This window comes from Actinoplanes sp. NPDC049548, assembly GCF_040676695.1.
In the GTDB taxonomy this organism is placed as follows: domain Bacteria; phylum Actinomycetota; class Actinomycetes; order Mycobacteriales; family Micromonosporaceae; genus Actinoplanes.
Genome location: NZ_JBFAPM010000011.1, coordinates 38112 through 63623 on the forward strand (window position 1 = coordinate 38112; position 25512 = coordinate 63623).

At 71.0% G+C, this 25512-nt stretch carries 19 protein-coding genes; 10 read left to right on the plus strand and 9 right to left on the minus strand.

Going from position 1 to position 25512, the window contains the following annotated elements:
• Positions 1-21: 21 nt before the first annotated feature.
• Positions 22-3036 (minus strand): EAL domain-containing protein, encoded by a 3015-nt coding sequence (locus tag AB0J80_RS21825; protein ID WP_364707664.1) that lies wholly within the window; start codon positions 3034-3036, stop codon positions 22-24.
• 90 nt (positions 3037-3126) lie between these two features.
• Positions 3127-4173 carry a Gfo/Idh/MocA family oxidoreductase gene (locus AB0J80_RS21830; RefSeq protein WP_364707666.1) on the minus strand — a complete coding sequence of 349 codons (1047 nt, stop codon included), beginning with the start codon at positions 4171-4173 and terminating at the stop codon, positions 3127-3129.
• A 176-nt stretch (positions 4174-4349) separates the two neighbouring features.
• Between AB0J80_RS21830 and AB0J80_RS21835 the strand changes: the two genes are divergently transcribed.
• On the plus strand, positions 4350-6257 hold the full coding sequence (locus AB0J80_RS21835) for a discoidin domain-containing protein (RefSeq protein WP_364707668.1): 1908 nt from the start codon (positions 4350-4352) through the stop codon (positions 6255-6257).
• A 39-nt stretch (positions 6258-6296) separates the two neighbouring features.
• The gene (locus AB0J80_RS21840; protein ID WP_364707671.1) at positions 6297-7715 is read left to right on the plus strand and encodes an MFS transporter; all 1419 of its coding nucleotides are present in this window, start codon (positions 6297-6299) and stop codon (positions 7713-7715) included.
• A gap of 19 nt (positions 7716-7734) precedes the next feature.
• Here AB0J80_RS21840 and AB0J80_RS21845 read toward each other — a convergent pair whose 3' ends face one another.
• Positions 7735-8655 (minus strand): SDR family oxidoreductase, encoded by a 921-nt coding sequence (locus AB0J80_RS21845; protein ID WP_364707672.1) that lies wholly within the window; start codon positions 8653-8655, stop codon positions 7735-7737.
• Positions 8656-8736: 81 nt separating this feature from the next.
• Between AB0J80_RS21845 and AB0J80_RS21850 the strand changes: the two genes are divergently transcribed.
• Together AB0J80_RS21850 and AB0J80_RS21855 are read left to right on the plus strand one after the other, a co-directional pair.
• Positions 8737-9312, plus strand: a complete 576-nt coding sequence (locus AB0J80_RS21850; protein ID WP_364707674.1) for a TetR family transcriptional regulator — start codon at positions 8737-8739, stop codon at positions 9310-9312.
• 41 nt (positions 9313-9353) lie between these two features.
• The gene (locus tag AB0J80_RS21855) at positions 9354-11756 is read left to right on the plus strand and encodes a phosphoketolase family protein (protein ID WP_364707676.1); all 2403 of its coding nucleotides are present in this window, start codon (positions 9354-9356) and stop codon (positions 11754-11756) included.
• A 38-nt stretch (positions 11757-11794) separates the two neighbouring features.
• On the opposite strand, the gene AB0J80_RS21860 is transcribed toward AB0J80_RS21855, so the two are convergent.
• Positions 11795-12835 (minus strand): DUF1707 domain-containing protein, encoded by a 1041-nt coding sequence (locus AB0J80_RS21860; RefSeq protein ID WP_364707677.1) that lies wholly within the window; start codon positions 12833-12835, stop codon positions 11795-11797.
• Between the two features lie 317 nt (positions 12836-13152).
• On the opposite strand from AB0J80_RS21860, the gene AB0J80_RS21865 reads away from it, so the two are divergent.
• Positions 13153-13785 carry a response regulator transcription factor gene (locus AB0J80_RS21865; RefSeq protein ID WP_364707679.1) on the plus strand — a complete coding sequence of 211 codons (633 nt, stop codon included), beginning with the start codon at positions 13153-13155 and terminating at the stop codon, positions 13783-13785.
• Positions 13786-14385: 600 nt separating this feature from the next.
• On the plus strand, positions 14386-15126 hold the full coding sequence (locus tag AB0J80_RS21870) for a DUF4142 domain-containing protein (protein WP_364707682.1): 741 nt from the start codon (positions 14386-14388) through the stop codon (positions 15124-15126).
• A gap of 193 nt (positions 15127-15319) precedes the next feature.
• On the opposite strand, the gene AB0J80_RS21875 is transcribed toward AB0J80_RS21870, so the two are convergent.
• The 3 genes from AB0J80_RS21875 to AB0J80_RS21885 all read right to left on the minus strand — a co-directional run bounded on the left by AB0J80_RS21875 (position 15320) and on the right by AB0J80_RS21885 (position 17866).
• Positions 15320-15967, minus strand: coding sequence for a pyridoxal 5'-phosphate synthase (locus AB0J80_RS21875; RefSeq protein ID WP_364707684.1), 648 nt, complete (start codon positions 15965-15967; stop codon positions 15320-15322).
• Positions 15968-16118: 151 nt separating this feature from the next.
• Positions 16119-16907 (minus strand): class I SAM-dependent methyltransferase, encoded by a 789-nt coding sequence (locus tag AB0J80_RS21880; RefSeq protein WP_364707686.1) that lies wholly within the window; start codon positions 16905-16907, stop codon positions 16119-16121.
• Positions 16904-17866: a MerR family transcriptional regulator gene (locus AB0J80_RS21885; RefSeq protein ID WP_364707689.1), complete on the minus strand. Its 963-nt coding sequence runs from the start codon at positions 17864-17866 to the stop codon at positions 16904-16906. Before AB0J80_RS21885 ends, AB0J80_RS21880 begins: the two co-directional genes overlap by 4 nt.
• A 71-nt stretch (positions 17867-17937) precedes the next feature.
• Here AB0J80_RS21885 and AB0J80_RS21890 point away from each other — a divergent pair, with 71 nt between their 5' ends.
• The 3 genes from AB0J80_RS21890 to AB0J80_RS21900 all read left to right on the plus strand — a co-directional run bounded on the left by AB0J80_RS21890 (position 17938) and on the right by AB0J80_RS21900 (position 21713).
• The gene (locus AB0J80_RS21890) at positions 17938-18708 is read left to right on the plus strand and encodes a hypothetical protein (RefSeq protein ID WP_364707691.1); all 771 of its coding nucleotides are present in this window, start codon (positions 17938-17940) and stop codon (positions 18706-18708) included.
• A 170-nt stretch (positions 18709-18878) separates the two neighbouring features.
• Positions 18879-19748, plus strand: coding sequence for a hypothetical protein (locus AB0J80_RS21895; RefSeq protein WP_364707693.1), 870 nt, complete (start codon positions 18879-18881; stop codon positions 19746-19748).
• Positions 19749-20156: 408 nt separating this feature from the next.
• Entirely contained in the window at positions 20157-21713 is a 1557-nt protein-coding gene (locus AB0J80_RS21900; protein ID WP_364707696.1) for a hypothetical protein, read from the plus strand.
• Here AB0J80_RS21900 and AB0J80_RS21905 read toward each other — a convergent pair.
• Positions 21628-22944, minus strand: a complete 1317-nt coding sequence (locus AB0J80_RS21905) for a glycosyltransferase (RefSeq protein ID WP_364707698.1) — start codon at positions 22942-22944, stop codon at positions 21628-21630. The two genes, AB0J80_RS21900 and AB0J80_RS21905, sit on opposite strands and share 86 nt — an antisense overlap.
• Positions 22941-23870, minus strand: coding sequence for a glycosyltransferase family 2 protein (locus AB0J80_RS21910; protein ID WP_364707700.1), 930 nt, complete (start codon positions 23868-23870; stop codon positions 22941-22943). Before AB0J80_RS21910 ends, AB0J80_RS21905 begins: the two co-directional genes overlap by 4 nt.
• Before the next feature lie 92 nt (positions 23871-23962).
• On the opposite strand from AB0J80_RS21910, the gene AB0J80_RS21915 reads away from it, so the two are divergent.
• Positions 23963-25480, plus strand: a complete 1518-nt coding sequence (locus AB0J80_RS21915) for a hypothetical protein (protein WP_364707703.1) — start codon at positions 23963-23965, stop codon at positions 25478-25480.
• Positions 25481-25512: the final 32 nt, after the last annotated feature.

Here is a 25512-nt window from a genome sequence, read left to right on the forward strand (position 1 = left end):
ATCCTCGCAGGAACGCCGGACTCAGGCGGGCACGGCGGCCGCGGCAGTGGCGGGGATCTCGGCGGGCCAGACCGGCCGGGAGAACAGGTAGCCCTGGCCGTACGGGCAGCCCATCGCGGCCAGCACGGCGCGCTGCTGTTCGTCCTCGATGCCCTCGGCCACGACGGCCAGGTCGAGGTGGCGGGCCAGGGTCACGATCGCGTCCACCAGGGCCCGCTGCTGGCTGCCGGCCAGGATGTCGTCGATGAAGGACTTGTCGATCTTCAGTACGTCGACCGGGATCTGGCGCAGGTAGCTCAGCGAGCTGTAGCCCGTACCGAAGTCGTCGATGGCGATGCGGACGCCGAGCGCCCGCAGCTCCTCCAGGTCCGCCCACACCTGGTCGGCGTCGCGCAGCACCAGGCTCTCGGTGATCTCCAGCAGCAGCCAGCCGGGCTCGGCGTCCGCGGCGGCCAGCGCCTCGCGGACCTGGCCGACGAAGCCGGGCTGGCGGAACTGCCGCGCCGACACGTTGACGCTGACGTAGCGCAGCGACGAGCGCGGGGCCTCGGTCTGCCACTGGGCGAACTGGCGCAGGGCCTCCCGCAGCACCCACGCGCCGATGCCCACGATGGCGCCGCTCTCCTCCGCGAGCTCGATGAAATGGTACGGCGCCAGCAGCCCCCGCTCCGGATGCTGCCACCGGATGAGCGACTCGACGCCGACGACGGCACCCGTCCGCACGTCCACGATGGGCTGGTACTGCAGCACGAACTGCCGGTCGTCGACGGCCTCCTGCAGCGCGGTCCGCATGGCGAGCCGCTCCACCATCGCGGTGTGCAGGTCGCTGCGGTAGCGCTGCCAGCCCGCCTTGCCCGCCCCCTTCGCCAGATAGAGCGCCAGGTCCGCGTGGCGCAGCAGCTCGGTGGGGCTGTTCGCGTCCCGGCTGGTGGCGACGCCGACGCTGGCCGCGCCGCTGACCACGTGGCTGCCGCCGAGGCCGTCGCTGACCTCGACGGGTGCGGTCAGCGCGGCGACGATGCGGGCGGCGACGTCCTCGGCGGCGCCCGGCTCCCCGGCGTCGGCGACGAGCACGGCGAACTCGTCGCCGCCCATCCGCGCCGCGGTGTCGCGCGCGCCGATCGCCTGGGCGATGCGCTGGCCGACGGCCACGAGCAGCTGGTCACCGACGGCGTGCCCGAGCGTGTCGTTGACCTCCTTGAAATCGTCGAGGTCGACGAAGAGCACGCCGAGATGCGTACCGGCGCTGACGGCACCCGCGAACGCCTGCTCCAGCCGGTCGCGGAACAGCACCCGGTTGGCGAGGCCGGTGAGGCCGTCGTGGAACGCCTGGTGGGCCAGGTCGTTCTCCAGGCGGCGCCGCTCGGTGACGTCGCGGACCGTCAGCACCAGCCCGCGTACCGTCGGGTCGTCGCGCAGGTCCCGGGCGAGGCACTCGACCTGCAGCAGGCGGCGGTCGCCGCAGACGACGGTGAGGTCGGAGCCGTCGCGGTGCCCGGAGCGGGCCCGTTCCAGCAGGGCGGCCAGCTCGTCGTGGTGGGTGTCCGCGACGATCCGCGCCAAGGGGGAGCCGGTCAGGTCGGCGCGGCCGAGGACGGTCGCGGCGGACGGGCTCGCGTACCGGATCCGGTCGTCGTCGCCGACGATGAGGACGACGTCGGAGGCACTCTGGATGAGGGTCCGGAAGTACGCCTCGCCGTCGCGGCGGCTGATCTCGCCGGCCAACGCGATCCGCTCCACGATTAGCGCGACCTGGGCGAGCAGCGCCTGCACGGCGGGGCGGACGGCGCGCAGGGTGCCCACCGGCGCCGCGAGCTGGATCGCCGCCCGGTGCGGGGGCGTGCCGGGCACCACCATCGCGGCGTGCAGGGCGTACGGGAATCCGGTGGTGGCCGGGTCGGCGGCCTCGAGCGTGACACCCAGCTCGAGGGTGCTCGCGTCCTCGAGGGGCACGGAGTCGCCGGTGACGATCGAGTACGGCTCGTCCGGCGGCATGATCGCCGCGATCGCGGTCTTGGCGGCGGTGAGCACGTCGTCGGCGGTGGCGGCGGCCGCGAGGGCGGCGGTGGCCCGGCGCAGGGCCCGCTCGCGGTGGTTCGCCCGCCGCTGCTCGCCGAGCAGGCCGGCCACCCGGGCCATGACGAGCAGGACCATGGCGGCCGAGCCGGCGGCGATGACCGGGGCGTCGACGACCTCGCCGGTCAGGTGCTGGGCGAGGAGCACGCCGGGCGCAATGAGCGCGGCGAGCGTGAGCAGCGCGAGCCGGCGTGGCCCGGTCGCGGGCGCGGCTTCCGCGGGGGCGGCGTCCTCGGTGAGCCAGGTCATGGAGGGGTGCAGCGCGGCCATCCCGGCGACGGCGTAGAACACCACCCAGCCGAGGTCGATGGGGCCGCCGACGGCCCACTGGCTGTCGAGGCGGGCGAGGCCGTACACCACGTCGGAGACCAGCACGCCGACGATGCTGAGGCTCAGCAGGCGCAGGACGGCGGGCTTGCGGCCGGGCGCGGCGAGCAACCGGAGCAGGATGGCCAGGGCCAGCACGTCGCCGAGCGGGTACGCGACCGACACCGCCTTCTCGGCCAGGCTCAGCTCCGCCGCCCTGGTGTAGGGCGCGATCAGGTAGACCCACGAGAGCAGCCCGAGGCCGACGGTCGGTACCAGCGCGTCGAGCAGCGCGGCCCGGTTGCGGTCGCCGGAGCGAGCCCGGACGAACAGCAGCAGCCCACCGGCCAGCAGCGGGTAGACGAGGACGTAGAGCACGTCGGCGGGGCCGGGGAACGGCGCGTCGCGGCCGTGCATGGTCTCGACGAAATACACGGTGTCGCCGGAGACGAAGAACGCGAGCGATGTGGCGATCAGGTACCAGGGCAGGCGCTGGGCGGGGCGGTGGGCGCGGACGCCCAGCACGATGGCGGCGGCGCCGGAGAAGCCGATCGCGGCCCAGGCGTACATGTGGGTCGCCGGCCAGGCGTAGAAGACACCGGCGAGCACGATCATCCAGAGGGCGAAGCACACGCGGGCGTATCGCGTGGTCATGCGGGCTCCGTCCGGCCGGGGTGTGCCTATCACCCCTCTGTTCGGCGCACCGGAGCCGGTTCTGACCGGCTATGGCGAACCGCACCCGGATTACGACCAGTCCTCCGCCGCCGTGGTGATCGTGCGGTCGGTCGCGGCCGCCTCCTCGACGGCCAGCGCGATGAGGTGGTCCTGCGCGCCGTCGGCGAGGGGGTAGGGCGCCGGGGCGGTGCCGCGGACCCACGCGGCGGTGGCGTCCAGCAGCGTGGCGATGGCGATCTCCTCGTCGTTCCAGCGCCGCCCCTGGTACGGGTTGCGGTAGAGCACCTCGCCGCCGAGCGTGATGGTGTCGGTGTCGAAGCCGTCGAGGTCGAGGTCGTACCCGGTCTGGCGGCGTACCAGAGGGGTGCGGATGACCGTGCGCGGTGCGGTGAGCCGGACCACCTCGTCGTCGCGCAGCTCGCCGTGGCTTCCGCGGACCAGCAGCCGGCGGAACCGGAGCTGGTTGTGCCACTGGTTGTCGGTGAAGTCGTAGACGCCGGAGCGGCCGTCACCGAAGTCCATCGTGGCGATGGTCGTGACGGCGCGCTTCGGGTCCGGGTCGTCGGTCCAGCCGTCGCGGGTCAGCGGGTCGACCAGGGGAGCGGTGGTACGGCTCGCACGCACGGTCACCGGTTCCCGCCCCGCGCCGAGCAGCCCTCGGATGAGCGAGACCGCGTGGTACATGTGCGTCGACGAGACCTGCACCTGGCTGGGGATGCCGATCAGGCCCTGGCGCACCGCCTCCGCGCGGGCCGCGTGCGCCGGCATCAGCAGATACTGCTCGGCGACCTGGACGAGTCCGGACCCGCCGACCGCGGCCCACAGCGCGCGTAGCCCGTCGGCGTCCGGAGCGGGCGGCGTCTCGGCCAGCACGGGCAGCCCTCGCTCCACCGCCTCGGTGATGATGCCGGGATTGGCGTCCCACGGCACCGCGGTGACGACGAAGTCGGGACGGGCCTGCTCGACGCACTCGGTGAGCGACTCGTACGCCGGCACGGGCAGCGTCCGCGGGGTGCGCACCACCGCTCCGGCGCAGTCCAGGCCGTCGAGGTCCGCGGCGAGCCGCCAGAACATCTCCGCGCGCCAGCCGGCGCCCACGATCGCGAACGAGGTCACCGGCGCACCCTATCGGTCGGATGGGGCGTGCACCCGCCCGGCGAACTCTGTTTCATATCCTTGTTTCAGACCCTCACGACACCAGCCTGCCAACGGGCTTGACAAGGACGTTTCACAATTGTTTCCTGTCGATGGCGGCGGGTGCCGTTGTTTCATATTGTTACAGAGGAGTCCCCATGAGGCGGCGAGCATTCGGCGCGGCGGTCACCGCCGCGGTCCTCCTGCTGGCGCCGGGCACCGCCCAGGCCCAGCGCGACCGCATACCGCAGGCCCGGGTCTGGGTCACCACCCCCGACCGGGCCGAGCAGCTGCACGAACGCGCACCCGTGTCCTTCACGCGGGGCGACAGCGACCTGACGACGATCACGATCGACCCGAGCACCACCTACCAGCGGATGGACGGCTTCGGCGCCTCCCTGACCGACTCCGCCGCAGCGGTGCTCCACCGGCTGGACCCGGCCGCCCGCGACGCCGCGATGCGGTCGCTGTTCGACCCCCGGCAGGGCATCGGCGTCAGTTTCCTGCGCCAGCCGATCGGCTCGTCCGACTTCACCGCCGCGAGCGCGCACTACACCTACGACGACGTGCCCGCCGGGCAGACCGACTTCCCACTGGCGCACTTCAGCATCGCGCACGACGAGGCGCAGATCCTGCCCCTGCTGCGCCGCGCCCGGCAGCTCAACCCCCACCTCACCGTCATGGGTACGCCGTGGAGCCCGCCGGCGTGGATGAAGACCAGCGACACGCTGATGGGCGGGCACCTCAAGGACGACCCGCGCATCTACGACGCGTACGCCCGCTACCTCGTCAAGTATGTGCAGGCGTACGCCCGGGCCGGGGTGCCGATCGACTACCTGACCATCCAGAACGAGCCGCAGAACCGGCACGACGGCGGCTACCCGGGCGCGGCGGTGCCCGTGCCGCAGGAGGCCAAGGTCATCGAGGCGCTCGGGCCGCTGCTGCGCAGGGCCAGCCCGCGCACCAAGATCCTCGGGTACGACCACAACTGGAGCACGCACCCCGGCGACGTCGGCACCACGCCGCCCGGAGAGGACCCGGAGACCGACTACCCGTACCGGTTGCTCGCCTCGCCGGCCGCCAAGTGGCTCGCGGGTACGGCGTACCACTGCTACTCGGGTGACCCGAGCGCGCAGACGGCGCTGCACGAGGCGTACCCGGACAAGGGCATCTGGTTCACCGAGTGCTCCGGGTCGCACGGGCCTGCCGACACGCCGGAGCAGGTCTTCCGCGGGACGCTCACCTGGCACGCCCGTACGCTCGCGATCGGCACCACCCGCAACTGGGCGAAGTCGGTGGTCAACTGGAACATCGCCCTCGACCACACCGGCGGCCCGCACCTGGGCGGGTGCGGCACCTGCACCGGCCTGCTCACCCTGCAGGCGGACGGCAGCGTCACCCGCGACGCTGAGTACTACACCATCGGGCACCTGGCGAAGTTCGTGAAGCCGGGTGCCGTGCGGATCGCCAGCACCTCGTTCGGCACCGTCGGCTGGAACGGGCAGATCATGGATGTCGCCTTCCGCAACCCGGACGGGTCGACCGCGCTGGTCGTGCACAACGAGAACGACAACCCGCGCTCGTTCGCCGTCGCGGTCGGCGACCGGTCGTTCGAGTACGAGCTGCCGGGCGGTGCCCTGGCCACCTTCACCTGGCCGCGGGGCGCCTTTGCGGCCGACCGCCCGGTGGCGCTCGAGGATGCCACGGCGACCGCCTCCCCTGCCGGCGAGAACGCGGGCGCCGCGGTCGACGGCGACGCATCCACCCGCTGGTCCAGCGGCGCCGCGCAGGCCCCGGGGCAGTACCTGCAGGCCGACCTCGGCGCCACCCGGTGGTTCCGCAAGGTCGCCGTCGACAGCGGCGACAACCTCGGCGACTACGCCCGTTCCTGGGAGCTTTCCGCCAGCACGGACGGCGTCCACTGGCGCACCCTGGCCACGGGTACCGGCACCGGCCAGCTGATAACCGTGGAGCTTCCGCTCACCCGGGCCCGCCACCTGAGGATCACGAACACCGGCAGCAGCGGCAACTGGTGGAGCATCGCCGACCTGCGGCTGTACCGGTAGTCACAGTTTCCCACCGGTCCGTACGGGAACCACGGGCCGGTGGGAAACCGCTGGAAAGCCCTGACCGTCGCGCTCGTGGCCGGGTTCATGACCCTGCTCGACGTGAGCATCGTCAACGTCGCCCTGCCCTCCATCCGCGCCGACCTCGACCTGAGCTCGGGCGGCCTGCAGTGGGTCCTCTCCGGGTACGCCCTGACCTTCGGGCTCCTGCTCGTGCCCGCCGGCCGCTTCGGCGACGCGCGGGGACGCCGGGACGTCTTCATCGCCGGCCTCGCGGTCTTCACCCTGGCCAGCGCCGCCGCCGGGATGGCGAACGGCGCCCTGTGGCTCATCGTCGCCCGCCTCGTGCAGGGCGCCGCGGCCGGCGTGGTGAACCCGCAGGTCTCCGGGCTGATCCAGCAGCTGTTCAAGCCGGCCGAGCGAGGCCGCCCGTTCGGCCTGCTGGGCGCCACGATCGGCGTCTCCACCGCGGTCGGCCCGCTGCTCGGCGGGCTGCTGATCCAGCTCCTCGGCGCCGAGCAGGGCTGGCGCTGGATCTTCTACATCAACGTGCCGATCGGCATCGCGGCGATCGTGCTGGGCCGGATGTGGATCCCGGCCCGCGCCCCGGAGCAGCGCGACCGCGAGAGCCTCGACCCGGCCGGCGTGGGCCTGCTCGGCGTGGGCGTGCTCCTGCTGCTCCTGCCGCTGGTGCAGGAGCGCGAATGGCAGGGCTCCGCGAAGTGGCTGCTGGCCGTGGCCGGCGTGGCGGTCCTCGCCGGTTTCGTCGCCTGGGAGCGCCGCTTCGCCCGCCGAGGGAACACCCCGCTGGTGGATCTCGGACTGTTCGGGGTGCGCTCGTACGGCCTGGGCGCGCTCATCGGCCTGTTCTACTTCGCCGGGTTCACCACCATCTTCTTCATCTACACGCTGTACCTGCAGAGCGGCCTGCACTACAGCGCACTGGCCGCCGGCGTCGCGATCACCCCGTTCGCCATCGGCTCGGCGGTCGCGTCCGGCGCGGGCGGTCGCATCGTCAACCGGTACGGCCGCCCGCTCGTCGCCACGGGCCTGGCCCTGGTCGCCGCCGGCCTGATCGCCACCGTGGTCGCGCTCCACTTCGTCCCCGGCCACAACGCGGGCTGGGCCGCCGCCGTGCCGCTGCTCGTCGCCGGCGCCGGCAGCGGCCTGGTGATCAGCCCGAACCAGACCCTCACCCTCTCCGAGGTCCCGGTACGCCGGGCCGGCAGCGCGGGCGCCGTGCTGCAGACCGGTCAGCGCATCGGTACGGCCCTGGGCATCGCCGTGGTCGGCGCGATCTTCTTCAACCGGCTCGCGGCCAACGGCGGCAGCTGGTCCCTGGCCTTCCGCACCTCGCTGCTGGTCACCATCGGCTTCGTCCTGGTGGCACTCGTGGCCGCGCTCGTGGACGTCCGGTCGGCCCGCACCCCCGAGCGCGAGAGCGTGGGAGTGTCGTAGGCCGCCCGCCGCCCGCCGCTCACCCGAAGTAGTGCCCCTTGTCGAGGTCGTCGAGCAGCCCCGGCCCGGTGGGCTGCCAGCCGAGCAGCTCCCGCGTGGCCGCGCTCGAGGCGGGGCTGTCGAGGCCGACGAAACCACCCAGCCAGCCGAAGTGGCCGCCCGCGTCGGCGGAGGGCACGGAGGCGACCGGTACGCCGAGATGCCGGCCGATCACCTCGGCTACGGCACGCATGGGCACCCCCTCCTCGGCGGCCGCGTGCAGCACCGACCCGGCCGGTGCCTGCTCGACCGCCAGCCGGAACAGCCGCGCCGCGTCATGGCGGTGTACGGCCGGCCAGCGCTGTCCGCCGTCATCGACGTAGCCGGCGAGACCCTTGTCGCGGGCGACTCCGACGAGGGTGGCCAGGAACCCGTTGTCACCCTCGCCGTGGACGGTCGGGGGCAGCCGGAGGACGGACGAGCGGACGCCGCGCGACGCGAGCGAAACGGTGAACTGCGCGGTCGCGTGCCGGGTACCCGGGCCGGCGCCCTCTCCCTGCACCGACCCCTCGTCGCGGCCGTCGCGCTCGGTGACCACCTCTCCCGGAGCGAGCCCGAGCAGGCCGGATGCGATCACGAGAGGCCTGTCGGAGCCGGCCAGCGCCGCGCCGATCGTCTCGACGGCCCGCCGGTCGGTGTCGGCCGCGCCCTGGAAGTCGCCGGAGAAGGCGATGTCGTGCCGGAACGCCAGGTGAATCACGCCGTCCGCCGTGGCGGCCGCGTCGCGCAGTGTCTCCTGGTCGTCGAGGGTGCCGCGCCGCACGGCGGCGCCGGCCGCCGTCAGGGCCGCGGCCGAGGAGTCCGACCGGGCCAGCCCGGTGACCCGGTGGCCCGCGGCGAGCAGCTCGGGGACCACCGCCGAGCCGATCCAGCCCGAGGCGCCGGTGACGAAGACGTGCATGGGATACCTCCGCGTTGATGTCAGTGACTGCCATGACCATAGCGCGCGATGTCAGTGACTGTCATCCACTAGGATCGAGCCATGGGGCGATGGGAGCCGAACGCGCGCGGCCGGCTGGAGCAGGCGGCGCTCGAGCTCTACGCCGAACGCGGCTTCGAGAACACCACCGTGGCGGAGATCGCCGCACGCGCCGGGCTCACCGAGCGCACCTTCTTCCGGCACTGCGCCGACAAGCGCGAGATCCTGTTCGCCGGCGCGGGAAGACTCACCGAGCTGGTCGTCGGTGCGGTCGCCGCCGCGCCCCCCTCCGCGTCGCCGATCGACGTCATGGCCGCCGCGCTGGAGGAGGTGGGCACCATGTTCGAGGATCGCTACGACTTCGCACGGCAGCGCCACGCCGTCATCGAGGCCAGCGCCGAGCTCCGCGAACGCGAGCTGATCAAGATGGCCTCCCTGGCGGCTGCGCTCGCCGCCGCCTTCCGCCGCCGCGGTGTCCCGGCCACCGCCGCCGCCCTGACCGCCGAGGCGGGTGTCGCGGTGTTCCGCATCGCGTTCGAGCGCTGGGTCGCCGGCAGCGGAGAACCGGACCTGGCGCATCTCCTCCGGGAGTCGATGGCCGAGCTCAAGGCCGTCACCTCAGGACGTTCGGGACCTTAGACCCTCAGCGGCGGGCCGGATCCTGTCGTAGCGTCGCATGCATGACGACGGCTACGGAGGACCTGACCAGCCTCGGCCGGCTCGACGACGCGGACGTCGCGAGCCTGGACGCCTGGTGGCGCGCCAACAACTACCTGACCATCGGCCAGATCTACCTGCAGGGCAACCCCCTGCTGCGCCGCCCGCTCACCCCCGAGGACATCAAGCCCCGGCTGCTCGGTCACTGGGGCACCAGCCCGGGACTGTCGCTGATCTACGCGCACGTCTCCCGCCTCATCCGGCGCACCGGCCGGCAGGCGATCTACCTCGCCGGCCCCGGCCACGGCGGCCCCGCCCTCGTGGCGGCGGGCTACCTCGAAGGCACCTACAGCGAGATCTACCCGAGGGTCACCCAGGACGAGAACGGCATGCTACGCCTCTTCCGGCAGTTCTCCGCGCCGGGCGGCATCCCCAGCCACGTCTCGGTCACCACGCCCGGCTCCATCCACGAGGGCGGCGAGCTCGGCTACGTGCTCGTGCACGCCTTCGGCGCGGTCATGGACAACCCGGACCTGGTCGCGGTCGCCGTGGTCGGCGACGGCGAGGCCGAGACGGGCCCGCTCGAGGGGTCCTGGAAGGGCGTCTCCTTCATCAACCCGGCCCGCGACGGCGCGGTGCTGCCGATCCTGCACCTCAACGGCGCCAAGATCGCCGGCCCCACCGTCCTCGCCCGCAAGGACCGCGCCGAGGTCCGGTCCCTGCTCGAGGGCCACGGCTATGAGATCATCGAGGTCGAAGGCGACGACCTGCCCGGCATGCACCACCGCTTCGCCGCCGCGCTCGCCGACGCCTGGGCGAAGATCCACAGCATCCAGCAGGCCGCCCGCGGCGGCGACTGGGACGGCACCCGCCCCCGCTGGCCGCTGATCATCCTGCGCTCCCCGAAGGGCTGGACCGGACCCGACCAGGTCGACGGCGTCCAGGTCACCGGCACCTGGCGCTCCCACCAGGTGCCACTGTCCGGCGTCAAGGACAACCCCGAGCACCTTGCCATCCTGGAGAGCTGGCTGCGCTCGTACCGGCCGGAGGAGCTCTTCGACGACACGGGCGCGCCGGTGGACCTGGTACGCGCCCTCGCCCCCGAGGGTGACCTGCGGATGAGCGCCAGCCCGCACGCCAACGGCGGCCGGCTCACCCGCGACCTCGACCTGCCCGACTTCCGCGACTACGCCGTCGACGTACCCCACCCGGCGGAACTGCGCGCGGAGTCGACCCGCAGGCTCGGCGAGCTCATGCGCGACATCTACCGGCGCAACCCCGACACCTTCCGGCTCTTCTGCCCGGACGAGACGAACAGCAACCGGCTGGGTGCCGTCTTCGAGGCCTCGGACCGCGGCTTCATGGAACACGTCACGGACACCGACGTGCAGATCGGCCGCGACGGCCGCGTCATGGAGGTGCTCTCCGAGCACAACTGCCACGGCTGGCTGGAGGGCTACACCCTCACCGGCCGGCACGGCATGTTCGCCACGTACGAGGCGTTCGCGATGGTCAGCGCCTCCCAGACGGTGCAGCACGGCAAGTGGCTCCAGGAAGCCAAGCACCTGCCCTGGCGCGAGAAGGTACCCAGCCTCAACATCCTGCTGACCTCGACGGCATGGCGTAATGACCACAACGGCTTCTCCCACCAAGGCCCCGGCCTGATCCAGGTCGTCCTCACCCAGCGCGGCGACGTGGCCCGCGTCTACCTGCCGCCGGACGCCAACACGCTGCTGTCGGTCGCGGACCACTGCTTCCGCTCCCGCTCGTACATCAATCTTATCGTCATTGACAAACAGCCCCAGCTGCAGTGGCTGACGATGGACGAAGCCGTCGAGCACGCCGCCCGCGGAGCCGGCATCTGGGACTGGGCCGGCACCGACGACGGCACCAGCGACCCGGACATCGTCCTCGCCTGCGCCGGCGACGTCGTCACCATGGAGACGATCGCCGCCGCGCAGATCCTCCGCGACCGACTCCCCGGATTCAAGGTACGGGTCGTCAACGTGGTCGACCTGATGACCCTGATCCGCCCCAAGGACCACCCGCACGGCATGAGCGAAACCCTGTTCACCGAGCTCTTCACGGACACGGTCGACGTGATCTTCTCCTTCCACGGCTACCCGGGCGCGATCCACCAGCTGGTGCACGGCCGCCCCGACGCCGACCGCTTCCGGGTGCGCGGCTTCATCGAACAGGGCACGACGACGACGCCGTTCGACATGACGGTCCGCAACAGGGCATCCCGCTACCACCTCGTGATGGACGCGATCAACAACAGCAAGCGCCTGCCCCGCGGGGCCAGCGACCTCAAGGCCTGGTGCGAGGCGCAGCTCGAACGGCACGAGGAGTACGTGGTGCAACACCTGGAGGACATGCCCGAGGTGCGCGACTGGGTGCTGGGGGACTGGGCCACGCGGGGCTGAGGACGGCGGGGTGCGGGAGCCTGTACGGCCGCCGACGGTCACCGAGAGTAGATGGCTTCCCGCATCCGCCGCGCCGTAGGTGCATGGGGGCACAGCTTGTACATCGCCTGCAGACGATCCGGGTCGAAATCCGTGAAGTCGTCGACGGTGAAAGGCCGAGGCTCGGGTTTCGGCTCGAGAATGTCGTCGTAGTTGAACTCGAACTTCATCGTGTCGGCACAGAGTGAGAGGAGGCTTTCGAGCGCCTCGATATTGTTCTCGCCGTTACCTGTCCGCTGATCGATGGTGACGGCCGCATTCTCCAGCCTGCTCAGTCGATGGGACTCGGGCACCGAAGCCTCGCAGGAGTAGGTCCCATCGTTCTCCGCCCACGCCTTCTTGAGAGAGGTGAACGTCTTCTCGTTCCCCGAGTCGCCGACCGAACACTCGATCGTGAACGGCGGCGGCGCGGGCGGGGCCTCGGCACGAGCAGGCGCGGAAGTGGTCCGCGCGACAGCTGGAGACGTAGTCGTCACCGGAACCGCCGAGGTGACAGCAGGCGAGGCTACGGGACGCGGTGCATCGATGGAGGGCGCGCTCGTGGACGCAGAGTCATGTCTCAGGAGCAGCGGTATGCCGATCCCGCCGGTCAGGACGATGAGCGCGACCGCAATCGCCGTCCCCAAGGGGTGCTTGACCTTCTTGCGGTTACCTTCCGACCGGGCCGGGATTGCGGCGACCGGCTCGGGGACGACTTGAAAGGCGGCAGGAAGGTCATGCGTGAACCGGCGAAGGTCATCGTGCCACAGCGTATGGTTCACCGCGGCCGAGCGTTCCTCGAACTCCGGGAAACTGATGTATCCCTGAGCGGCAGCGTCGCCGAGGCGTTCCACAACGTAGAGCCGTTGATGCAGCGTCGCGCGGCGAGGCAGGTCGGCCGTGAACGGCGAGAGCTCGTCGGCCCACACCGTGCGGCTCGCCGCCGCGGACCGTTCCTCGAACTCGGCAGGAGTGATGCGCCCCTCGGCCAGTGCTCTGTTGAGGTGCTCGACAACCCGGTCACGCTGGCTGTTGCTGGCGCGGACACGCTGTGAGGTCACGGCCGGCTCCCCGTCTTCCGCAGTCCCGGAATCCGGCGACAAGCCGAGTGCCGATCGGTACTCATACAAGAACGATCGTCCGCCCGTGACACAAGTTGAGCATCTGAGGAGTCCGCCCCTTCCCGCCCCTTTGGCACGACAGCCCCCCCACCCATTCCGCTCTATCCCCGCGCCGAACGCGAACGTTCCGGTCGTCGCGTCGCGTGTCGTTTTCCAGTTCGCTCTCGCTCGGACGTCGCTTCACCGCGGCCGTTGTCGGTCAAGGTGGCCGGCGGCCAGGCTGAACCGTGGCGGGTGCTTGATCCGTACCGTTGCGCATGAAGGTCTTGCTGGTAGAGCACGACGACGCCGTAGCCGGACCACTGATCGACGGCCTGGCCCTGTACGGCATCCTCGCGGACCACGTGGCCACCGGCGCGGCCGCACTCGCCGCACCGCCCACCGACATGGTGCTGCTCGACGCCGCTCTGCCCGACGCCGACATCTGCCAGCGCCTGCGCAGCACCGTAGGCGCGCCCCTCATCGTCCTGACCGCGGGCGAGGAGGGAACCGACCGCGCCCAAGCCCTCGGCGCCGACGGCTACCTGCCCAAGCCGTTCAGCGTGCGGGAACTGGTCGCCTGCATGCGAGCGGTCGGCAGCCGGTCCCGTCCTGCGCCGGTCCAGACCTGCGGCCCGCTGACGATCGACACCGGCACCCACGAGGTCCGAGTCCACAAGATCCCGGTCCCGCTCAGCCCCAAGGAGTACGACCTCCTGGCATTGCTGGCCCAGGAGCCGGGAGCCGTGGTGCCGAGGCGCCACATCCTTGAACGGGTGTGGGGACCGGCGTTCCCGGGTCCCGGCAAGACACTCGACTTCCACGTGGCCAGCCTGCGGCGGAAGCTGGGCGATCCCGGCTGGATCGAGAACCGGCGAGGCATCGGCTTCCGCCTCGCGATCCCGGTGTGATGCGGCGTCGGTTGATGGGTTCTGTTGCGGGGTGGGATTGCATCGGGTTGGTCGGCTGGGTGCGTTCGCGGTAGGTGGGGTGGTGGCTCTTTATGTTTCGCGCGGAGCGCGGGGGAGCGTGGGCATCGTTGATTGAGCGACCGTGGCTGTGTTCCGGGCGTGGCTGTGTTCCGGGCGTGACTGGGTCCCCGCTGTGACTCGGCTCCCGGTGTGACTGGGCTCCGCCCGCGACTGCGTTCCGACCCGGACTGCGCCCCGGCCGGGACTGCGCCCGGCCGCGCTCCGTGCCGGCCTGCCCCCTCCAGTGTCGGTTCGCCTTGGCTGAGTTGGGCGGGATGTCGTTCCGCGATCCACTTCGACAGGTCAGTTGCGCCTTGCGTGGCATCGGAAATCCTTAAGTCTTTCTTATCTTCCCGGCGTAGTTGATCTGTGGCTGAGAGTCCTGCGTGGTTCGGGTTACCACGGAGTACCGACATGGCCGCATCCCGCAGTCGCGGAGGAGCAAGTCCGATGCATTCAGGTGTCCTAGGGAGTTCGATGCTCCCGCATCAGCGGACGATCATTCGGCGAAGACGGCTGTGGGCCACTGTGGTGGCTGCCATGTCGCTGATTCTCCTCGAGCCCCGCCAGGCGCGGGCCGATCCCGGCGTTCCCCTACCGCCCAACGGCCTCCTGTCCGACCGAGGCGTCGGCGTGGTCTCGGAGGCGGACCGCGATTTCGTGGTCAAGGTCCGCCTCGCCGGTCTGTGGGAGATACCGGCCGGCGACATGGCGCGGCGCAAGTCGGACGACCCCCGAATCCGCGGCATCGGACGCGAAATCGCAAGGCAGCATCGCGTACTCGACAAGCTCGACCGTGACGCGGCCAAGAAGCTGAGAATAAAGCTCCCCGACGACCCCAACGCCGACCAGCAGGGCTGGCTCGCCGAGATGAGCGATGCAAGCGGCCCCGACTTCGACCAGATCTACATCGACCGCCTCCGAGCCGCCCACGGCAAGATCTTCCCCGCGATCGCCACCATCCGCGCCAGCACCCGCAACGACTCGGTCCGCAAGCTCGCACAGCAGGCCAACCAGTTCGTGATGACCCACATGACGTTGCTCGAGAGCAGCGGCATCGTCGACTACGCCGCCCTCCCCACAGCGCCACCACCCGCGGCGGCCAACGCGAAGTCTCCGCCCACCAACCGCGTGCTGTCGGCCGCCACCTCGCGCGTCGCCACGCCCCTGATCTTCGTGGTCCTGGTCGTGGGTCTGTTCGCGCTGTACTGGACGATCCGCCGCGGACAGCAGAGCCGCCGCCGACCCAGCCGCCGATACGGCGGCCATCTCAGACGCTAGCCGGCAAGGCGGGTCGCGCGGCTCGCAAAGGGCTTGTTACCCGGGCGAGTGAAGGTGCGCGGCCCGGCTGGCCAAGGCCGGTTGCCCGGCTGACGAGGATTGGTTGCTGGCGAGCGAAGGCGCGCGGCTCGCAATGCGGTCGACGACTCATGCGGCTCGGTATACACCGCGACGATCTTCGGCGCCTGTTTGGTCACGGCCACAGAGCTTCCCGCATCCAGCCGCCGTCGGTCGTGGCCGTATACCTCAAGCGTGTGTGCCGGCGCTGCCTGTCGCCCTGCCAGAACTCGACCTGGGCGGGAGTAAGCGTGTACAGCGTCCACTCCGGAACGACGAGGTGGGGTTCGGCCTCCAACGCGGCCACTGCCTGGGTGGTGCACTGCTCCAGCTCAGCGGGGTCCTTCAACGGCTGGCTCTGTCGTCCGATACTCGCCTCCGCACGTGAACCCAGTGGCCGAGCCAGGAAGTCAGCGGCACTGCGCTCGGCGGGTTCTGGTGCGACCCTGCCGCGCACGCGAACCTGCCGGGCCTGCTGAGGCCAGTAAAAGGTGAGGGCGGCAGCGGGGTGGCGTGCCAAGTCCTGACCCTTGGGGCTGTGGGCGTGAGATGCGAACCGCCAGCCGTGTTCGTCGAGGTCCTTGAGGATCAGGACTCGGGCGTCCGGCAATCCGTCGCTGCCTACGGTCGCCAGTGTCATCGCATGAGGCTCGGCAACGCCGGCAGCGAGCGCGTCGGAGAGCCATTGGACGAAGAGGTCCTCGGGCCGGTCGGGTGCCTGGGACACCGGGAACGGCTGGAGGTCGCCGGCAAAGACGGGAATGCTCCGCAGCATGCTTCTCATGTCGGTCAAAGTTGAAGCTCTTCCAAGCGTGTGGAGATGGCCAGGGCGCGATGAAGCACATAGGTGTTCGCTGAATGACTGCTCTCGATCGGATGCGTCGCGCTGGGCCCGCGCGCGTCCTTCTTCGGCGGTGGGGCGCGGTAGGGGCGGCTCACGGTCGGCCCACGATGAGGCGCAGGGATCCCTCGAACTGCAGCTGGGTACGCAGGTGGCCGTATCGGGCGTCCCAGGTGCCCGACGCCAGGTCGGACCGCAACGCCTCGACAGCGCGCCGTTGAGCGGCGTCATCGACGAAGTCCCAAGCGGACTGGGCGGCGCGCACCTGGGGATCGAGGAACTGTTCCGGCCGGCCGTAGAAGGCCTCGGTGAAGCCGTCGACGCAGTCGAACGGGATGGGAACATTCATGACCTCTGCCGTTCTTCCGATCGCCTCCGCGATCTGCGCGATGGCGGGATACCTGCGACGTTCGGCGGCGATGAGCTCGGGTGCGTAGTCGGCCAGCCACAAGCGGTCCAGTGCATCCCCGTCGAACGTCAGCACCGCCACTCGATCACGAGCGACCCGCCGCAGCTCGGCCAACCCTCGGTCGAGGTCGGTCCATTGGTGAACCGTCACGGTGGCCATGGCGGCGTCGAACGAGTCGTCGTCGAACGGGAGGTGTTCCGCCGTCGCGTTCACGGCGGGTGCGGCTCCGGGTGGGCGCTGCGCCCTCATGGCGGCCGAGGGTTCCACCGCGAGGACGTAACGGCCGGCGGGTTCGTAGGAGCCGGCGCCCGCGCCCACGTTGAGAACTGTGCGGGAGTCGCCCAGCGCCGTATGGACGAGCGCGCCAATCCTGGGGTCGGGACGGCGCTGTGCCGCATACCCGTGGCCCTTGGTGTCGTAGTCGAAGTCCCCGGCAGTCGGCGGACGGCGGGCGGTCTCGGGAAGGGTGGTCATCGGCGCTCCTTGCGGCGCGTCAGCCAGCGCATGACCTCGAGGGCGTGCGAGGCCGGCTCGGCGATGGGATGGAAGACGTGCTCGACCACGTCGTCGGACACGATGAGGGTGAGCCGCCGGTAGAGCGTCATGTCGCCGGCGGCGAAGGTCGGAAGGCCGACCGTTTCGGCCAGCGTGAGCCGAGGGTCCGGGATCAACGGGTACGGCAGCCTGAGGCGGAAGACGAGCTCGCGCTGGTATCCGGTCGATTGGGCGGAGAGCCCGAACACCCGTGCCGCGCCGGCTTTGAGCAGCTCGGTGTGGTGATCTCGAAACCACGACGCCTGTTCGGTGCTGCCGCGCGCGCCGGGGATCTCGAGCAAGCCGTTGGGCAGGTCGACCCCCGGACGGCCGGTCAGGGGGTAGACGAAGATGACGCTGCGTCCCTTGCCAAGCGCGCCGATGTCGACGGGCGTGCCGTCCGTGCCGTAGAAGTGCACGTGCGGCAGGCGGGTGCCGACGAGATCCGCCGGATCACTGACTCCGGCGTCGTTGTGTTTGACGACCCGGCTCGCGGCGGCGTCGAGCCGTGCGTCCAGCGCTTCCCGTTGTGCGGTGAGGTGTCCGATGCGCTCCTGCAGCCCCTTGATGGCGCTTCGGTAGGTCGCCAGAGCGGCGGCGCACACGTCAGCTTGATCGTTGCCGTCGGCGAGGGACTCGACGAAGGGCCGAGTCTCTTCCACGGTCAGGCCGAGGGCGGTCAGCTCCCGGATCTGCGCGACCATGCGCTCGGCTATCGGCTCGTACTCTCGGTAACCGTTCTGCAGCCGTCGGGGCACGACCAGCCCCGCCGACTCGTAATAACGCAAGGCCCGGACCGTCGTGCCGGTCCGTCTTGCCAGCTCTCCCACCCGCATTCCGCGACGATAAACCCGCACCCCAAGGTACGGGTCAAGGTGACGAGGCTCGCCTGTGGACAACGGTTGTTCGATCTTCGAGGCCTGCCAGACTCGTCGGCACCCGACCCGGAACCGACCACGGGGAGTCAGCAATGACCTTGAAGACGAGAATCGCCGTTGCCTCCGGCGGCGACCATCATGCGTCGGGCGAGACAGATGACGTCAGCCGAACGAATGACGCTTTTCGGATTATGGACGCGAAGTGCGCCTATCGTCGAGGCCTGTGCATCGCTCGCGAAGCAGGCGAGCAGCCTTGGGAGGAGTGGCGGGTGATGGACGGGGACGAGCGGACGGGCGCGGATGTGGTCCGCGAGGTGATCGTCGCGCTGTCACCGCAGGAACTGCCGTTCCTCGAGTCCGTGTTCAGTTCCTACCGAGCCGACCCGTGGACTCTCGAGGACGACGCGAGGGTTCCTGCCGATGAGCGCGTCCCGTGGGCGCCGTTCGCCATGGGATTCGTGGGCCAGAGCATCGTCGGGGGACTGCGCGCGGAGGGCTGGCTCCTCTCAAGAGGCACAGCGCCGGTGACGCCTCAATCGACGATGCCGAAGTTGACGAGCGCGGCGCCGGCCACGCATGCGTCGAGGCCAGCACCGCCGAATGCCCCGCGGTGGCGGATGCGAGGTCCGTCCCGATGGATCCGGCGGCCGCGATGGGAGGACCTGGCGGAGGTGCCCGATCTCCTCCTTCCGGCACTGGAGGAACGCCACCTGCAACGGATCTGGACGGACGCCGTGCGGGCGGCAGCCGTCAAAGGGCGGTCAACGGCGGATCGGGAAGCCTTCGCTGCCGCCGTCATCGCGGGTCTCATGATCAGTCGACCACCGCTGGTCAGCCGTACGCCGGGGCAGCGACGGCCATGAGATCAGAGGCAGGCTGCGGGAACGACACTGTGACGTTGCGTAGCTCTGTGAGCCGCCGCGGTAAGTGGTTCCCGTCGCTGGATGCATGTGCGGCAACGCGAAGGCGACGGTCAGGAGAACAGCTTCGTCAGCCGTGGCGCCAGCGAGTTCCACCGGGAAACAATGCTGCGGTGCACCGGGCCAACGAATACTACGGGCACTCGCACGTCCTGGCTCGTTATTGCGGTGTCCCGACGGATCCGCCGCCGCGGATGCACGGCTACCTGCAGCACGGGTGGAACATCGGCGACGGGATGGCCGGCGACCACGAGTACGTGCCCGGTGTGCCGCTGTTCCTCTGGTCCGAACGCACCCGTCGTCGCGCGTGGTCGCTGGGACGGCGGGAGACGTACGTGGTGGGGGCGCCGTGGGCCTACCTGCTGCGGCTCAGACCCGAACCGGAAAATGCTTCCGCCCGCTCGGGGACCATCTGGTACCCGTTCCATGGCTGGGAAGGCCAGCACGTGCTCGGTGACCACGCGCGGCTGGTCGCACGGATCCGAGACACGGAACCCGGCCCGGTGACGGTCTGCCTCTACTGGCAGGAGTTCCGGACCCCGGCCGTCCGGCGGCGCTACGAACGTGCCGGCTACCGCGTCATCTGTCACGGCTACCGCGGCGACGCCCGCCGGGAGGGTGACGCCGACTTTCTGGACCGGCAACTCACGGAGCTGCGCCGACATCGCCGCGTCGCCTCCAACCGGCTGTCCAGCGCTGTCTGGTACGGCATCCTCGCCGGCTGCGAACCGGCCGTCTACGGCGATCCGATGGTTCTTGAACGGGAGGACCCCACCCACGGCGGCCAGGCGCGGATACGCCGCCAATGGGCCGCTCTGCATGGGGAAGAGGTCGACACGGGGATCGCGTACGCGGCCGCCGTTGACGAGCTGGGCGCCGACCGGCTGGTCCCCGCCGGGGAGCTACGCCGCCTTCTGCGCTGGCCACGGCCGAGTTCGCTGCCGAGGGTGCTCCGTGAAGCCGCCCGAGCGGGTCAGGGGTGACGAGGTGGCTGTCGGCCTGATCCGCCGACGGCTGTGCACACCGGCATGGCCGACTGCTGCGGCGTGGTGATGACTTCACTCGGGAGGCGCCGCGCGGAATGCGAAGAGCCTTCGGATGCGAGGAGAGGCGGCTCAGTGAACGTCCGAATGATCGGTGGCGAGATGCTCGTCTGGTCTGACCTGGACGAGTCGCACGGACCCGGACCGGTCCGGGGCGCTGCTGTCGCTCCGTTCTTGGAAGCGGCTCGAGGTCGCACGCTCGTCCTGGGCCCGCACTCTCCGGCCCTGGTGGCGTCCCTGGTCTCGGGGATAGGGCCCGACGGCGGTACGGTGCTGCCCGTCGTAGCCGACTCGGCTGGCAGCAGCTCCGGGTTTGCCTCCGCAACGGGAGACGGCAGACGTCGAGATGTGACCGTACTGGTCCGTGGTGTACCGGACGCCGAGCACCTTGCGCGGTGTCCGGGTCTGACCGTCCTGTGCGGGAGTCCCGCCGGGCTCGCCGCAGAGGGAGTCTTCGACACGATCGTCGCCCTCGACGGGCTCGAGCGGCTGAACTCGGTCGAGAGTGACCAGCTCACCTGGGCCGAGATCCTGACCCGGTTGAAAGCTGTTCTCAGGCCCGGTGGCCTTCTCATCATCGGGCTCGCGAATCCGCTGGGGCTGCATCGTTTGCTTGCGGCGCCGCGCCCGCTGGCCGATTCCGATTGGACGCCCGCCCCGGACAGCACCCGTCCCGCCACGGCTGAGGCGCTTACCCGGATGCTCGGCGGCGCGGCCGAGACGTATGCCTGCTATCCCGACCCGGTGGCCCCGGCGCTGGTCTTGCGCGGCGACGCCTCTGGTGGCACGGCGGAGGCCGCGCTCGCGCGGATCTACGGCCGAGTTCCTGGAGTGGATGCGAGTCGCACGGCACCGTCCGTCTTGGTGGCCGCGTCCGGCCAGGTGGTATCCGAGTCCGAAAGTGTTCGCATTGGAAGCGAGCCCAGCCTCCTCCTAGCCGACCCTTATCCATGGGCTCTTGAGAGCTTGCGTCAAGCCCAGCCACTTGCTCCCGGGTGGATCGTCGTCGCCACCGCGGACCGCGCGGCCCTACCGTCGATGGTCGATCGGCTCGGCGGGCCCTCCGGCCGCACGCTCGAGAGCCTGATCGCCGAAGCGGCCGCCCGCCGGGATCTTCCTGCCGTGCGTGCGTGCTTGACCGCCTGGCGGGGGAGCCCGGTCGCCGGTGTACTGGCGAGCCAGGTGATCCGTGGACGGGACGGTTCGCTCACCCCACTGGCGCCTTCCTCGACACCTGCTCAGGCCCTGCGCGACCTCGCATCCCGCCTGCTGGGCGGCACAGGTGGTCTTGCGTGGCCGGCGGTCCGGGACGCTGCGGACCTAGCCGACATCCTCGCCGCCATGACGGGCAGCGAACTCGGCGACCAGGGAGACCTGGACCGCGGTGAGCTGGACCGCAGTGAGCCGGACCGGGGAGGCCTGGAACGCGGTGAGCTGGGCCGGGGTGAGCTGGGCCGGGCCGAGTTGGACGGCAGTGAGCTGGGCCGGGGTGAGCTGGACCGGGGAGAGCTGGACCGCGGCGAGCAGGACTCCGGCAGCCTCGATGCGCGCGCCCGAGCCGACCATGGCGGTGTTCGCAGCCGCGGCCTGGCGCGCGACGGTGGTGTTCACAGCTACGGCGATGTCGGCGACGGCGATGTCGACGACCGCAGCGAACTCGACAACGGCTGCCCCCTGCTGCCTTTCGCCGAGCTGCTGGCCGAGCGTGACCGCCTTGCCCGCCAGCTTGCCGAGGCGCGCGCTCAGGCGGCGTTCTTCGAGTCCGAGCTGACCGCCCGCGAGGCCGACCTGCGGGGCGCGCGGCGGACGGTGGAGATGCTCAGCGGAACGGGCCCAGCTCGGGCGGGGCAGGCGTTCGTGGGCGGGGTACGCGCGGCGCGACGATTGCTGCGGCGTCATGGGTGACCTGCGGCGTGGCGGCTGGTGCGGTTTCATGGTCGGCTGCGGGCGCGGTGATGGCAGCGGCGGCCTCGGTGACCTCGTCGTAGATGTTCTCGAGGCGGCGGGTCTGGTTCTTCAGGTCGAAATGGGCCCTGACGTGGGCGCGGGCTTGGCGGCCGAGGCGTTCGCGCAGGTCATTGTCGGTGAGCAGAGTTCGCAGATGCGAGGCCAGCGCCGCCCGGTCGCCCTCCGCGCTGAGCAGGCCCGTGGTGCCCTGGATCACCGCCTCGGGGATGCCGCTGTGCACCGTGGAGATCACCGGCACGCCCCGGGCCGCGGCCTCCAGGAGGGTCGTCGGGAGGCCTTCGCTGTCACCGTCGGGTGCCGTGCGGGAAGGCGAGGCGAACACCTTCGCCGCGGCCATGCACTCCTGTGCTGCGGCGTGGTTCAGGGCTCCTGCGAATGTGACATCCACGCCGAGGTGCGCTACCCGGGCGCGCAGGGGGGCCATCAAGGGGCCGTCGCCCACGAGCAGGACTCGCGGGGCGAGGTCGGGCAGCATCGCCACGGCTTCCACCAGGTCGTCGAGGCCCTTCTTGGGTACGAAGCGGCCGACGAACACGACGTCCCACCGCTTCTCCACCTGGGGGAGCGGTGGAATCGGCACGCCGGTGTGGTGCACCCGTACCTTCGACGGGTCGGCGCCGCGGGCTATGGCCAGGCGGCGGATGTGCTCCGAGACGGCGAGGATTATCGCCGCGCGGCGGAAGACCGATCGCAGGTTACGGCGGTAGCGGACACCCTTCATCCCCTTCGCGTACGGCTGCCGGGTGACGTCGTGGCCGTGCAGCGTGACGATCAGGGGTACGCCGAGGTCCGCGGCTGCCCGGCTGATCAGCCAGCCGTCGCCGCCGAAGTGGGCGTGCACCACGTCGGGGTCGAGGCTTGCGAGGACGCGGCGCAGGTGTGGGGACCGGCCGGAAAGACGGAGCCGCAGGAAGCCGGCATCGGAGCCCCGGGAAGCCTGCCGGTCGGGCTGCTGCGAGCCGAGGGCGTCCCGGCCGCCGGCGGATCTGCGCGGCTTCGCGGGGCGTTCCGGGAAGACGATCACGTCGCTCTCCTCGGCCAGCGGCGACGGCACCTTGACCGCGCCGAGAAAGCGCGCGTGCCAGCGGGTCAGGGCGTGGGCCTGTGCTCGGACGAACGTCTCCGAGGGCGCGAGCAGGCCGCTGCGCCAGACGACGACTCTGCTCACCGGCGCCCCAGGACCTTGTCGCGGAGGACGTGGCGCAGGTGCGGTGGGATCGCCCAGATCTGTGCGTGGGTGACGTAGTCGATGGCGCTGGGACGGCCGTACGTGCGGGCCTCGCGCAGCAGCTCGCGGAAGACCCGGGCGCTGCGGGTGGGCGCCGCCATGGAGCTGAGCACGCTCATCGTGAACGCGGCGTACGCGCGTGGGGTGAACAGCGCCCGGTTGCCGCGCAGCCAGGCGAGCTGCGACTCCCACGGCATCTCCAGGCTGATCCGTTCCCGGTCCTCGTCCTGGTGCCACACGACGAGCGGTTCGTCGGCCATGACGAGCGCCGTACCCTCGGCTTTGATCGCGCGCAGGGTCCAGTCGAGCTCCTGTTGGCGGCGCAGGCCCACGGTGAACGGGACCTCGCGCAGCAGGTCCGTCGTGGCGAGGATGGTCGATGTCTGGATGAAGCCCTCGCCGTGGAAGAGGCCCCGGCGCACGGTGAAGTACTCGCTGAGGTGCTCGCCCTCCGCGGGTAGGCGGCGGGGCATCACGAACTCGGCTCTCGGCGTACGGTTCAGCAGGGGGGTCGCCACGATCGGCCGCGCGACCCCGGCGGTGGCAGCGAGCTTGAGCTGGACGGCGAGCTTGCCGGGTAGCCACTCGTCGTCGTCGTCCAGAAGGGCGGTCCACGGCGCCCTCGCCTCGCGGACGCCGGTGTTGCGGGCGTTCGGCGCGCCGCCCTTGACCGGCAGTGCGACGAGCCGGACCCGTGGGTCGCCCACCTCGGCCAAGGCCTTCGGCGTCGCTTCGTCGGGGCCGTCGACCACCAAAACGATCTCGAAGTGCGGCATGGTCTGGATCAGGACGCTGCGGACCGCGCGGGTCACCAGCTCGGGGCGGTTCCGGGTCGGGATGACCACGCTCACCTGGGGGGTCTCCATGACGACGGAACGCTAACCGGGCTTGCCGACCGGGATCTGAACACCAGATGGCCTGGCGCGTGACGTGCATCGACGAATGTAATGTCCTCCGCATGCACGTGCGTTCCGCTGCCGTCGCGCTGCTCGTGGCGGCTTCCGCGGCCGTCGTCGGCCTCACCTATCCGGCGACCGCGGCGATGCCCGCCTGCGCGACCGCGGGCGTCGATCACGCCGTTCCGGCCACGTCCCCGGCGGGCGTGTCTGCGGCGGGCGTGTCGCGGGCGGGCGTGTCTGCGGCGGGCGTGTCCTGGGCGGGCGTGTCTGCGGCGGGCGCGTCTTGGGCGGGCGTGTCTGCGGCGGGCGCGTCCCGGGCGGGTGCGTCTCCGGCAGGCGCGTCGTTGGTGGCGCTGTCTCTGGCGGAGCCCGGTGACCCCGTCAAGTGGTACCGCGTGCGGCCCTCGTTCGACGGCCAGGAGGAATACCTCTTCGAGATCGCGGAACGCTTCCTCGGCGACGGCGACCGCCTCACCGAGATCTTCGAGCTCAACAAGGGCCGCCTGCAGCCGGACGGGCAGCGGCTCACCGTGCCCGACCAGATCGAGTCCGGATGGGTTCTGCAGCTCCCCCCGGACGCCGAAGGCACGGGCGTCGAGTTCGGGCCCCTGCCGACGGCTGCACCCTCGCAGCCCGCAGTGGCCCCGTCACAGTTGGTTGACGAAGGGCCGAAGGGTGGCGGCGGTTCCATGCTGCTCTGGATCCTGCTGGGGTTGGGCGTCCTGCTCATCGCCGCCGGTCTTGGTCTCGCCATCCTGCTGGCCCGGCGCCGGCACGGGGTTCCCTCGACCACCGGCAACGTGCGGCTTCCCCGGCAGCGCACCGGGTCACCGCTGGTGGTCGTCGACTCCGCCGCCTCCTGGACGGTCGACCGCGCGCTCCGGGTGCTCGTCACGGCCGTCGGTGGGGGCGCGGTGCCTCCTGTTTACGGCGTCTCCGTGGATGACGAGCGGATCACCGTACGTCTCGTGGTGCCGGGTGTGAGCGCACCGGCCCCCTGGGTGGTTCAGGAAGGCGGCCGGCGGTGGGTCGCTGAGCTGCGCGACCTTCAAGCTCTGCCGGCCGACGTGAGTGCGCGGACGCCGTGTCCGCGGTTGGTGACCCTCGGCACGCTGTACGGGACTCGGGAGCTGGTCGACCTCGGGCAGGCCCCGGGAGTCATCGGGATCGCGGGTGACGGGGACGCCGCCGCTGTCTTGGTCGCGGCGTGGGCCGCCGAGTTGACCAGCAGTCCGTGGTCGGACGGTGTACGGGTCGTCGCCGGCACACTGGGTCACGTCGTCGCCCCGAGTGCCCGGGTGGCGTCCGTCCCGACCGTGGCGGAGGCGCTGACCGCCGCCGAGGGAGACTCCTGCGAGCTGGGGGTGCTGCTGCTCGGTGCCGTCCCTTCCGACCGGGAGCTCGAGCGGGTTCAGGCGCTGGCTTCGCGCGCGGAGGCGGCGTGGGCGGTGGTGGTGCTGGGCCGCACCGGTCTCGATCGGTGGCGATTCACCCTCCGGGAGGACGGTCGGCTCGACACCGGGCCGCTCGGCCTCCTCGTCCTCGTCCCCGGCATCACCGCAGGGAGCGGCGGCTGAGCCGGCCACGCCAGCGCCGTCGTGACGGTGGC

Bases quoted from the DNA above. Each gene is read 5' to 3' on its own strand.
- AB0J80_RS21890 (WP_364707691.1), top strand. From the start codon at position 17,938: ATGACCTTGAAGACGAGAATCGCCGTTGCCTCCGGCGGCGACCATCAT.
- AB0J80_RS21855 (WP_364707676.1), top strand. From the start codon at position 9,354: ATGACGACGGCTACGGAGGACCTGACCAGCCTCGGCCGGCTCGACGAC.
- AB0J80_RS21910 (WP_364707700.1), bottom strand. From the start codon at position 23,870: ATGGAGACCCCCCAGGTGAGCGTGGTCATCCCGACCCGGAACCGCCCC.
- AB0J80_RS21880 (WP_364707686.1), bottom strand. From the start codon at position 16,907: ATGACCACCCTTCCCGAGACCGCCCGCCGTCCGCCGACTGCCGGGGAC.
- AB0J80_RS21865 (WP_364707679.1), top strand. From the start codon at position 13,153: ATGAAGGTCTTGCTGGTAGAGCACGACGACGCCGTAGCCGGACCACTG.
- AB0J80_RS21825 (WP_364707664.1), bottom strand. From the start codon at position 3,036: ATGACCACGCGATACGCCCGCGTGTGCTTCGCCCTCTGGATGATCGTG.
- AB0J80_RS21870 (WP_364707682.1), top strand. From the start codon at position 14,386: ATGTCGCTGATTCTCCTCGAGCCCCGCCAGGCGCGGGCCGATCCCGGC.
- AB0J80_RS21835 (WP_364707668.1), top strand. From the start codon at position 4,350: ATGAGGCGGCGAGCATTCGGCGCGGCGGTCACCGCCGCGGTCCTCCTG.
- AB0J80_RS21845 (WP_364707672.1), bottom strand. From the start codon at position 8,655: ATGCACGTCTTCGTCACCGGCGCCTCGGGCTGGATCGGCTCGGCGGTG.
- AB0J80_RS21915 (WP_364707703.1), top strand. From the start codon at position 23,963: ATGCACGTGCGTTCCGCTGCCGTCGCGCTGCTCGTGGCGGCTTCCGCG.
- AB0J80_RS21875 (WP_364707684.1), bottom strand. From the start codon at position 15,967: ATGAGAAGCATGCTGCGGAGCATTCCCGTCTTTGCCGGCGACCTCCAG.
- AB0J80_RS21850 (WP_364707674.1), top strand. From the start codon at position 8,737: ATGGGGCGATGGGAGCCGAACGCGCGCGGCCGGCTGGAGCAGGCGGCG.